We start from the raw sequence: 11,613 nt of genomic DNA on the forward strand, positions 1-11,613 counted from the left end.
AAAGAAGAAATTGTATTAGTAGAAGTATCAGGGAGATAAAAAAAATCCGGCGAACAAAAATGTCCGCCGGATTTGTGAAGAATAATTATAAATATTATTTAATTAACATCATTTTCATAGTCTTTACAAAGTTTTGATTTCCACCATCTGCATTGATTTGGTAGAAATAAACTCCGCTTGATAAAAATGAAGCGTTAAAGTTTGTTGTGTAATATCCTGCTGTCTGAATTTCATTTACTACAGAAGCCATTTCTCTTCCTGTTATGTCAAAAATCTTTATTGAGACCTTACTGTCGAAAGGAAGCTCATAATTGATTTTTGTAGAAGGATTGAACGGATTCGGATAATTCTGACTGATTGCAAATTTAGTTGGAATTCCTACTATAACTTCGTTAGTTAAATCATAATATCTGTAGTTTCCGTTGTAGTCAACTTGTTTTAATCTGTAACTGTATCCCCCTGTTGATAAATTCTTATCTTCAAATGAATAGTTTTTTACAGTATTGCTGTTTCCGTTACCTGCTACGAAACCTGAATTTGTCCATGTTTCAGTATTTCTGATTCTTCTTTCAATGTTGAATCCTGAATTGTTTTCTTCCATTGTTGTTGACCATTTTAGAAGAACATTTTTACCTGATACTGAAGATGTGAATGAAGATAATTCAACAGGAAGCTGATTGTTTAAATCTCCGCCGATTGCAAAATCAGAGAATGATGTTAAACCAGAAGCTGTAAGTACTGTTCCTGCTGCAGTAGTTGTCAAAGCTGTCCAGGAATCATTTACTAAATTTCTTTTTAAGATATAAAGCTTGTTAATATTATCAACACCGCCCATAGTTGCCAAGTCAATTGAAATGCTGTAAGAAGCATTTGAATCATAATCAACTGTGAACCAGAAATCACCAGAAACTCTGTCAGGTGTGAAAATACTTCCGTCTTGTGTTGTAGCTGTTGCATTTGTTGCAAACTGTGTTCCTGAATAAGGCGGAGCACCTGTGAATCTTGATGTTCTTAATGTTCCATTTGGAATTATTGTTCCGAAGTTCACTGTTGTTTCAAATTGTGGTGTTTGAGCACCTGTTGCAACAACTAAAGCAGATGTATAGTTATTGCAATTCATTACACTGATGTTATCGATACAAATCTGATTACCAAACTGAGAAGTTGCGCAAAAGCCAACTTTAAGATTTGATTGACCTGCATAAGCAGCTAAATCTACTATTTGACTTTTCCAGTCACCTTTAGCTTGTGGATTATATTGAGTTGTGCTAAATGGTATTGTCTGAAGTGAAGGTGAACTTAAAGCTGATTTTTGATACAAAGCTGCGCTCCATGTTGCACCGCCGTCTGAAGATACAAAAACCTGCAATGCGTCATCTTCTGCAGCACTGTAGCCGCAATATGCCAGACTGAATGTTAAAACCGGATGAGTTATTCCCGTTAAATTTAACACCGGTGAAATCAAAGTATCAAGATCTCCTGCTGCTACGTTATAACAGTTTGCTCTGGCAGCCTGACCGCCGGCTCCATTTGCTTGTGTTGTTACAGTAACAATTCCCCATAAAGAACCGGAGGTTGCAGTCCAACCTATTGTTGGAGTGAATGTTTCAGTCCAAGGGAATGAAGTTATTGGTGAAGCTCCAACCTGAATTGTAGTAGTATCATTAACTGTGCTTTCATCTGAACCTAATGAAGTGTAAATCTTAATTGTGTGATTCCCGGTTAAAGCTGTGTAAGCATTTGCCCCGGTGAAAACTACCATTTGAGTATCGTTTTGATTCATTGTACCGGTAGTTGTAACCGGTCCTACTGCTGTTCCGCCGTCAACTTTGTAATAAACATTGACACCTGATTGAGAATTGGTACCAAAATTCTTTGTACGTGCATATATATCGTAAGAGTTGCCTGTAGTCAAAGATGCAAGATTTAAAGGAGAAAGTGATGCAGTTACACCCATATCATTTGCAAATGCAAACGGTGTATAGTTGATTGTTATATAGGGATGTCTTTCGTTTGCAGCATTTGTAGTATTCGTTGGTGAACCTGATGTACCGCCTACATATTTGTGCTGATTAGTTGTGTATGCGGGAACACCTGCTGAACTATCATATACCCATAAAATTGTTGTTGCTAAGGCTGTTGTCTGAGTATATTCAACTAAAATCATAAGATTTGAACCGTTCGAAGTATTGTATGTGTATGGGGCAATAAAAGGAAAAGTTTTAAAACCACCGTTTGCTGTAACAATAGAAGAAGGATCACTATTGTAAACCAATGTCATAGTTGCAGAGGTATCAAGCCAGTTGATATTGCTTGCACCAAAATCTGCCATGAAAGTATTTTTAATATAAATTTTAAAATTTTGGTTGGCAGCAGTCATTAGGTTAGTACCAGTACTTCTGTAGAATGCAAGACTTGAAATTGATGCATTGTTTGCCATTGTCCCAAGAAGTGATGCAGGATAAATATAAGCATTTCTATTCCAGGTAGTAGCAGTATTGTTACTTCGCATAGGGCCATAAGTATTGGCAGCTGTAGTGAAGGATCCTGTACCAATTATAACAGAATCAGCCTTTGTAAAGCTTGTAGCTACAAGCAGAACGAAAAAAAGTAAAATTGCTTTTTTCATAGAGTAGTTTTTTGATTTTAAAGTTAATGAATAAATTTAAATTTAATCCTAACAAAAACCTAACAAAAATCGAAGTTTTTTTAAAAATAAAAAAGCCTTATTTATGCTATAAATAAGGCTTCAAGATACAAATTCTTTATTTTAGTTAAATTTTAGCCGTTCAATCCTTTTTTTCTTCCGTCTAAAATTTTTAAGAAAGAACGTCCTCTTACTTCTTCTAAAGTTAATCCTGTTTTGGCAATCTCATCTTCACTTATTGCACCGCAATTCAAAGCTCTTAAGAAATAATTCAATAAACCTTGTCCTGTAGCTGCATCATCAAAAATATCACCTACTAATGTTGCCTGAGCAGCTTTCTCAATAAAGTTTTTCAATCTCACTGAAGCTGAATCCAATCCGTCTAAGAAAAATTTATAACATGCTGCATATCTTATTGGCAATTGCGCAGGATGCAAATCCCATCCCTGATAAAATCCTTGATTTAATGAATGCATTATATGGTCATAACCGAGTTTCCATGCCTTATTTACCGTATCTATATTTTCCTGCTTTTGTTCTTCTGTCAATTCTCCTCTGTTCGGACCGACCGGCATTACATTAGTTGCGCCGTCTGATAACCACACTCCTGTTCCGGCTAAAGTAACCTTCATAACGTGTCTTGCAAAATCACATACTGTATGGTCCATTGCCTGCAGCCTCGCAGTAATATCCATAGATGCGGTATAATCATAAACCCCAAAGTGAGCGGCTTTACATCTGCCTTTGCAAGCTTTCACAAATCCCAACAATGCGGCTTTACCATCTGAACCAAAAATTGACTGCGGTGTTTCGACCATCAGCTCCATTTGGATTTTACCTTTGCGCATCTTCAGTTTCTTTTCAAGAATTTCCAATGCTTCGATAAAAGCCTCTACCTGTTTTTCATGTGTGATTTTCGGAAGCGTCACTACAAAATTATCCGGTAACTCTCCTCCCGAAAGATTTGCAAGTGTTGAGATGTAAATATCAAGAGTTCTTAATGCTCTGTATTTTAATTCCTCAGATAATGTTTTTATTCTTATTCCAATAAAAGGCGATAAAGTATTTTCCTGCATTCCCTTCCAGGTTTCATTGGCACAGTTCACTGCTGTTTCATCTTCTTCAGCATCGGGACGGATTCCAAAGCCGTCTTCAAAATCGATTCTGAAATCCTCAACGCCTTCACGCCCGAGTTTCTCTTCAATTTTATGATAAATAATTTCATTTAGTTCATCTTTCTGTTCCCATCCAAGAATATTTGCAAGTACGTTTGCATTTGGAATGTATTCTTTGAATGCTCTTAATCCAAGCTCGCCTATTCTCTGAGTTGTATTTGATTTAAACAACTGTGCACCGCCGTAAACAGTTGTTACCGGCTGCCGTTCAATTGATTCTCCCGGATATATTTTTTTATACTCTTTATTACCTTTGGAAATTGTTTTAAAAACATCTTCCAGACTTTTTTCCGATAAACTTAATTTCATATTTCTCTATTAAATATTTTAAATTTTATTTAGCTGCCTCTGTATGTAGAGTAACCATAAGGACTTAATAACAACGGCACATGGTAATGTGCATCTGAATCAATTCTGAAAATTACTTCAACCACAGGATAAAATGAGTCTATCCCCTCCCTCTCAAAATACTCATCTGTATTAAAAATTAATTTATATACTCCGTGTTCCATTTTAAAATCATCTGCTAAAAGATTTTTTATCCTGCCGTCAGAATCTGTTTTCCCTTCAGCTAAATCTATCCATTGGAATTCGTTTTGCAAAAACTTTAATGTAGCGGGAACATCCTTTGCAGGCATGCCGATAGATATATCTAATATATGAGTTGTTAACTGACTCAAAATAATTTCTCCAGTCTTAATTTTGTAATTTTGTTTTGTTCCCCCATTGCTATTTTTAACTCTGTTTGATAGTCGTTATTTATTCTATTTTTTATAAGCGCCAGCATTTCATCCGCTGTTTTACCCGTTGCGCAGACAATAAAAATAAACCCGAACTTCTTTTCATATTTGTCGTTGTATTCGGCCAGTTCTTTTAGTGTTTCCATCGAAGCTTGATTTACAGAAGACTGTTCATTTGTTGTGAAATCTTTTGTACTGCCGAACTTTTTTTCAAGTGATGCTAAGTCCCCAATCTTGGGATGATGCGTAAATGCTTCAAGCCAGTCAGATTCTTTTAAATCAAACCAAATTTTCTCTGCGTTCTCAAATAGTTTTTCTTTTTCTTTGGGAAAATTATCGCTCATTGCTTTTACCCAATTAGCACTTCCGCAACACTTCAATAAATTTTCACTTAGCTCCGATTCGTCTAAAACTTTAAATTCTCCCTTTAAAAATGAATCCTTACCTTCCCCATTTTTATCTACAAAGAAAAATTTATTCATTTGGGCAATACTCCGTAAACTCTTAAGCGGCTTACACCGCCGTCAGGAAAAATATTCAGTTTTATATGGGTAAAAACTTCTTTGCTTACAATCTCTTCTTCAAAAAAATGTTCAGTATCTGCCTGCAGCTTCACCTTCGGTAAAATTTCTTTCCATTGAATCATTGTGTCAGTTACTTTGTAATCTTCAAGATGCGGTAAGTTAACTCCCTCTATTGAGCATGTGTCAGGGAAATTCCCTTTGAAGTGAGCTGTATCAACCATTATTTTTTGAATACTTCCGGGCTCTGCTAATTTTAATATGCACCAGTCATATCCCGGAATTCTCTTTCTCTTTGTTTCCCATCCGTCACCCATGTACATACTTTTCGTAGGAGAGTTTAAATTATCCTTGGAGCCGAAGTACATATCGTTGCAGATAATAACTTTGCCTCCGTTTACTAGTCCCGCTAAGTCAATCAACTCCCCGTCATAACTTTCTTTCCATTTTTTATGAACGTCTCCGTAAACTCTGAAGCGGGCAACTCCGCCGTCAGGAAAAATATTTAAACGTAAGTGAGTGAAGTAATCATTATTATTTGTTGCAGCGAATAAATTTTGTGAGCCGGGATTCAACGAAACTTTCGGAACAATTTCCGTCCACTTCATATTTTCTTTATATAATGAATCTTCATCTGCGCCATCTTCCAGCTTTGCTCCCCACACCGATGCATAAGGGGGATGATTACCCGTGAAAAATGCTGTGTCAATATCAACACCTTTTACATAACCGGGAATACCTAGTCTGATTACTGCCCAGTCATATCCTTCTGTTCTTTTTCTGCGTGATTCCCATCCGTCCATCCATTTACCATGGTCTGTATATTCATCGGGTAAAAATATTGCCGGCTTTACTTTTAAAAGATTTTCTTTCTCTGCAAAAAAATCATCGGTGCAGTATAAAACTTTTCCGTTTACCTTTTCTGATGCAAGCTCTGTTAACCCTGCAAACGCTGATGATGTAGTTATATTCATTAATTATTTCTTAAAATTATTTTTCCTTTTGGTTCAGCTGAAAATTTTCCTTCGTTAAAAATCTTCTCACCATTTGAGAAAACTGTATGGACTTTTCCGAACAGCTTTTCATGATGATATGCAGAAATTTTATTTTTGTGATGAAGCGAATCAGGTTCTACTATAAAACTTTCTTCCGAATTAAAAATGGTAAAGTCGGCATACTTGCCTTTTTCAATTGTGCCAATATAATTATCTAAACCAACTAACTTTGATGTATTAAGGCTCATCCATTCAGAAACTTTGTCTATTCCTATTCCCCTCTCTTTTGCTTTAGTCCATACAGCAGGAAATGAAACCTGCAGGGAAGCAATTCCTCCCCATGCATCTGAGAACTTTCTCGCTTTTAAATCATGTGTACAAGGTGAGTGGTCGCTTGCAATCATATCAATTGTTCCATCTTCCAATGCTTCCCATAATTTCTCATTATTTTCTTTGTTTCTAATTGGAGGTGTACATTTAAATCGCGCATCGTCCTGCGGAATATCCTCAGCATTAAAATATAAATAATGGGGACAGGTTTCCACAGTTAAGTTTAAGCCTTCACTCTTTGCTTTTCTTATCTGGTCTAGTGAATCAGCCGAGGATAAATGTACAATATGTATATGAACATTAAACTCTTTGCAGAGCTTTATTAAAATCTTAATCGCCTCGTCTTCCATCTCATGCGGTCTGTACTTCACAAAATCTGAGAAAGAATTAGCAATGCCTTTTTCAGAATTAGTAAAAATTTCTGCATGAACAAGCAATGGCAAATCAAAATCTTTCATGATTGCCAGTGCATTTCTCAAATCACTCTCACTTACAAATTTAAATTCATCAAGTCCTGAATCAATCATAAATGATTTAATACCCAGCACACCTGAATCACATAATTCTTTCAGCTCGTTTATATTATCACTTACTGCTCCGCCATAAAATCCGCAGTCAACCCACAGCTTGCCTTTTGCTGCTTCAAGTTTTATATCAAAATTTTTCTTAGACGTAGTAACTGGTGAACTGTTCAGAGGCATATCTACAAGAGTTGTAATACCGCCCGCTGCTGCTGATTTTGTTGCAGTTTCAAAACCTTCCCATTCAGTTCTTCCGGGTTCGTTTATATGAACATGAGTATCGACAATACCCGGAATTATAACAAGCTCGCCAAAGTCTTCCGCTTCCTCACTGTAATCTTTTATCTCGGAAATCTTGCCATTCTCAATAAATATTGATGCTGGAATTATCTTTCCATCTATTAAAACTTTTCTACTTTTTAATTTATTCAAATATTATTGTGAATTTAAAACTTTTTTATCTTTAAAATGCTGAATCATAATAACGGTTAGAATTATTGAAACTATAAACATAGACATAAATGCTCTACCATCAGCTACAGCAGCCAGGTAGGCATACATACCCAGCAGAAACGAAACAGAGAATATAGATATAAAGTAATTGAGCAGTTTAAGTTGTTCGGAATTATCAAAAGAATCTGAAAATCTAATTCTTAATTTCTTTTTAAAATATAAGTATAAAAAAATTATACTAACACCTCCAGGAACTCCCAATGTCAAAAAAGGAGAAAAATATGCTTTAACTCTTACGAGGTTACTGAGTATTAAATTGATTGAAGGAGTCCAAAAATATTGAGGTAAATCACTAAATACAATTCTGATAAATGTCATAGCTAGAAATGGAACAATTATAACAAAAATATAGAACAATACATCAGTTTTTTTAATAGTAAGAGTATTCCTGAATATGAATTGAAAAATAAAATAAAAAGGTATAAGCACAAATGCTGTTTCCTTTACTAATATTCCTGAAATCAATGCAACAAAGAATAAGAAATTATTTCTTTTGATTATCGCATTCAAGCCAATTATTACAAACAAAATGACTCCAGAATCTACATTACCGAATGTTAAATAGTAAAAGGGAAAAAAAGAAATTCCGAACAAGTAGATTCCAATTAATGCATATTTTTTATTTATACCCAAATCCAATATTAAAAAATATAGGAAAAAAATTGAAGTTAAGTATAGTAGAATATTAAGAACATTTAGAGATGTTAATGCATCTTTAATTGGCAAGAATGATGCTATAAAGGGAACCATCACTCTGTACACATAAGGTGTCTTTAACTCTTTTCGGTCAATTTCACCCCTATAAAACTTAACAGCATATAAATAATCTACCGCATCACCGGATAAATAGTATCCGCGAGAAATATTATATTCCTCTGCTTTACCGGTAAAGTTCTTTAAACCAAAGAGATCTTGCTGATTGAATCTTGGGAAGGAAAGAATAAGTATAGATATAATTAAGACCAGGAATAACAGAAGTGTTCTCATAGCTAATGTTATTTTGATTTAATAGTAAAATATTTTACTACTATCTATTTACCTAAATTTATACTTTTTTTAGAAATTTGCAAATGATTAAATAAATGTCTAATTAAATATCATAAGAACAGTATCTATTTTAATAATTTTAGTAAAAAAATGAATTTGAATTTGCCCTAGAAGAATAATTGATTGGATTACAAAAAAGCTATTTATAAACTATATTCATATATTAAAAATAAAAAATGAAAATAGAACTAATTCAAAGTAATTACGGAAAATCAAAAGTCCGTGTGGTAAAAGTAAAACGTGACGGAGCGCATCACGAAATGAAAGAATTTCTTGTTAACGTGCAGCTTGAAGGCAACTTTGATGCAATTCATATGGATGGAGATAATACAGGAATTCTCTCAACTGATGCTATGAAAAACACGGTCTATGCTCTTGCGAAAGATCATGATGTAAATTCAATCGAAGAGTTTGCACTTTTCCTTTCTGATCACTATTTAAAAAATAATGATAATGTAGATCACGTCTCAGTTGAAATTATTCAATCACTTTGGAATAGAATAGCTGTTAACGGTGAACCGCATAACCACTCTTTCGTAAGCGCCGGAAATGAAAAACGAACCTGCCTTGTAGAAAGAACTGCAGATGATGTCTATGTTAGCTCGGGAATTCTGGATTTACTTATAATGAAAACCACAGGTTCTGAATTCTGGGGATTTAAAAGAGAACAATACACAACTCTGCCTGAAACCAAGGACAGAATTTTTGAAACGAGTGTAAAAGCAACATGGGATTATGTCCGCGATGAAGATATTGATTACAATTCAAACTATGAAAAAGCAAGACAAACAATTCTCGAAGTATTTGCAAATCATCAGAGCTTATCAGTACAGCATACTATTTATGAAATCGGAAAAGTACTCCTTGAAAATAATGAAGACATAGATGAAATCGCTTTCTCAATGCCGAATAAGCATTGCCTGTTAATAAATCTCGGAGTCTTTGGAATGGAAAACAAAAATGAAATCTTTGTTCCAACTGACGAACCGCATGGATTAATTGAGGCAGTCATCGGAAGAGAAATACTTGAGAATGAATCCCGCTAAAGCGGGACCAGCTTGCGCTGGTAATTAATAATTTTTTTGATATTTTTATACCTGCTTTCCCCCTCCTTACTAAGGAGGGGGTTAGAGGGAGGTTAATGTTTACCTTCGTATCACTACACAATATACTTGCTCTAAAGGACATTTTTTATTGATACTATTTTTTATCCACATCTTAAAAGCCAATTTTGAATATAAACAGAAAATCCCGTTCAGCTTTCGCCGTACGGGATTTTTGTAACATTACTAACTACTATTTTATTTAACCAAAATCATTCTTTTTGTATCTGAAAAGCTTGGTGTATTTACTCTGTAGAAATAAATTCCACTAGATAAGTTTCCTGCGTTGAAATTAAAATCATATGTTCCTGCTTTTAATTCACTGTTAACCAATACTGCTACTTCTTTACCTGACATATCAAAAACCTTTATACTTACAAACTCATTATTCGGAACATTGAAAGAAATCATTGTTGTAGGGTTAAAAGGATTTGGATAATTCTGTGATAATTCGTACTTGTTTGAACTTACTTCTTTATCAGACTTTGTATTCTTTACTATTTTAGCCGGAGCTTCACCTGTGAATGGGAAATTATCAGTAACAACTCTTCTTGTCCATACTTTGTTTAAGTCAGGTGTATTATACCATGCTGTGTTTGTAGAACGCCCGCTTAAAATATATGATGTGAATTGCGGGAAAGATTTCCATATTGGATTTGTCGGTCCTTCTAAAGGCCATTTCCAATCATAAGGAAGTCTGTAACCTAAATCTAAGAAGTAACCTGTAAGTAATGTATTCGGGTCAACGTTGTTATCAACGTTCTGAGTATTTCCTAATGTACCTGCTAATGAAGCAATGTTAATTTGTTTATTTAGCTCATTTATTAAATATGGCTGTGAGCTGTTTCTTAAATAATTTGCTGCTGTATTTGATGTACCGTCTGTTGTGATGGTAAGTGTTGCTGTATATCCTTTTACTACTCCATGCTGAACAATTTCTACGTTAGTGAAAGCTAGTCCTGCTTGCGGGGGAAGCGCGTTGTATGTGTTTGGGAAAATTGTAACGTTTACATTTCCTGAAAATGGTTGGTTTGTAAATCCTAATGAAGGAAGAACTACACCGTTTGAATCTTTTACAACTAATGTTGCTGTTGAATTTCCTGAAAGCTTTACTAAATGATAGAATTTATTTACAAATGCAGAACCTCTTGCTAAAGCTTCATAATCGAATACTAATTTTGTTACTCTGTTTGATCCATCGAATGTAACTCTTTCTCTCATTCCAACTACAAAATCATTGACATCCCAGTCATTCCATCCGCTGTGCTTTAAATCCTCAAATGCTGCAATGTATGAACTATCTGTTGTTACTGTAGCTGATGGCACATTTTCCTTTGCCCCTCTGCCTCTGTATGTTGCTCCTGACATTGTTCCTACAATGTAGCCAACGTTTCTGTAGTTAGGTTGTACTGAAGCTACCTGAACTGTCACAGTTACATTCCCTGCTGCACCTTGTCCTAATGTGCCTAATGTCCATTTTACAACTCCGTTGCTGTGGACTCCGCCGCCCGTGCAGGAAACATAAGTTACGCCGGCAGGAAGTGTATCTATTAATTGTGAAGAAAATAAACTCTGGCCTTCTGAAATATTATATTGTAATGTATATGTAACTTGTCCGCCAATACCGGGCATATTTGAACCTGCGTTATTAGTTACCTGGCAGGTAATATTTTTAGTTTGATTTGTAACTGATTTGTTTGTAAGGTTCCAAGTGATATTCTGGCCGTAAGAAGTAAATACAGTGAATACTTCATTAACAGTTCCCGGTAAAAATGATGTGGGCTGTCCTCTGTCAATCGGTGCCTGATTAAAAGCATTCTTATTTTGGCCGTTGCTTGCAATAGGAAAATTTTTGGTTGTGTTATAATTGCTGTTATATCCATAAGTAATTCCATAAGTACCGTTTCCATAATTGGTCACATAATTTATTACAGGCTGAACATAATTGTCATCAGCATAAGAATAAGAGCTTAAAAGAACGAAGCTAAGTAGTAAGAAAATTTTTTTCATTTTGGTTAAAT

The 11,613-nt window shown here is 34.9% G+C and carries 9 protein-coding genes; 1 reads left to right on the top strand and 8 read right to left on the bottom strand.

Annotated features, from left to right (window positions below):
* Positions 1-94: 94 nt before the first annotated feature.
* The 7 genes from JST55_10155 to JST55_10185 all read right to left on the bottom strand — a co-directional run bounded on the left by JST55_10155 (position 95) and on the right by JST55_10185 (position 8,429).
* On the bottom strand, positions 95-2,629 hold the full coding sequence (locus JST55_10155; GenBank protein MBS1493866.1) for a T9SS type A sorting domain-containing protein: 2,535 nt from the start codon (positions 2,627-2,629) through the stop codon (positions 95-97).
* Positions 2,630-2,781: 152 nt separating this feature from the next.
* Positions 2,782-4,131: a phosphoenolpyruvate kinase gene (locus JST55_10160; protein ID MBS1493867.1), complete on the bottom strand. Its 1,350-nt coding sequence runs from the start codon at positions 4,129-4,131 to the stop codon at positions 2,782-2,784.
* A gap of 29 nt (positions 4,132-4,160) precedes the next feature.
* Positions 4,161-4,502 carry a hydroxyisourate hydrolase gene (uraH, locus tag JST55_10165; protein MBS1493868.1) on the bottom strand — a complete coding sequence of 114 codons (342 nt, stop codon included), beginning with the start codon at positions 4,500-4,502 and terminating at the stop codon, positions 4,161-4,163.
* Positions 4,499-5,044: a 2-oxo-4-hydroxy-4-carboxy-5-ureidoimidazoline decarboxylase gene (uraD, locus tag JST55_10170; protein MBS1493869.1), complete on the bottom strand. Its 546-nt coding sequence runs from the start codon at positions 5,042-5,044 to the stop codon at positions 4,499-4,501. The genes uraH and uraD overlap by 4 nt, the downstream gene beginning before the upstream one ends.
* On the bottom strand, positions 5,041-6,057 hold the full coding sequence (alc, locus tag JST55_10175) for an allantoicase (protein MBS1493870.1): 1,017 nt from the start codon (positions 6,055-6,057) through the stop codon (positions 5,041-5,043). The genes uraD and alc overlap by 4 nt, the downstream gene beginning before the upstream one ends.
* Positions 6,057-7,361: an allantoinase AllB gene (allB, locus tag JST55_10180; GenBank protein MBS1493871.1), complete on the bottom strand. Its 1,305-nt coding sequence runs from the start codon at positions 7,359-7,361 to the stop codon at positions 6,057-6,059. The genes alc and allB overlap by 1 nt, the downstream gene beginning before the upstream one ends.
* Positions 7,362-7,364: 3 nt before the next feature.
* A complete protein-coding gene (locus JST55_10185) occupies positions 7,365-8,429 on the bottom strand; it encodes a hypothetical protein (GenBank protein MBS1493872.1) in 1,065 nt (354 codons plus the stop codon).
* Positions 8,430-8,665: 236 nt separating this feature from the next.
* Between JST55_10185 and pucL the strand changes: the two genes are divergently transcribed.
* Positions 8,666-9,535 carry a urate oxidase gene (gene pucL, locus JST55_10190; protein ID MBS1493873.1) on the top strand — a complete coding sequence of 290 codons (870 nt, stop codon included), beginning with the start codon at positions 8,666-8,668 and terminating at the stop codon, positions 9,533-9,535.
* A gap of 255 nt (positions 9,536-9,790) precedes the next feature.
* Here the strand turns inward: pucL and JST55_10195 are convergent, their stop codons facing one another.
* Positions 9,791-11,602, bottom strand: a complete 1,812-nt coding sequence (locus tag JST55_10195; GenBank protein MBS1493874.1) for an LruC domain-containing protein — start codon at positions 11,600-11,602, stop codon at positions 9,791-9,793.
* Positions 11,603-11,613: the final 11 nt, after the last annotated feature.

The sequence above is a fragment of the Bacteroidota bacterium genome, from assembly GCA_018266835.1.
In the GTDB taxonomy this organism is placed as follows: domain Bacteria; phylum Bacteroidota; class Ignavibacteria; order Tepidaquicellales; family Tepidaquicellaceae; genus JAFDZO01.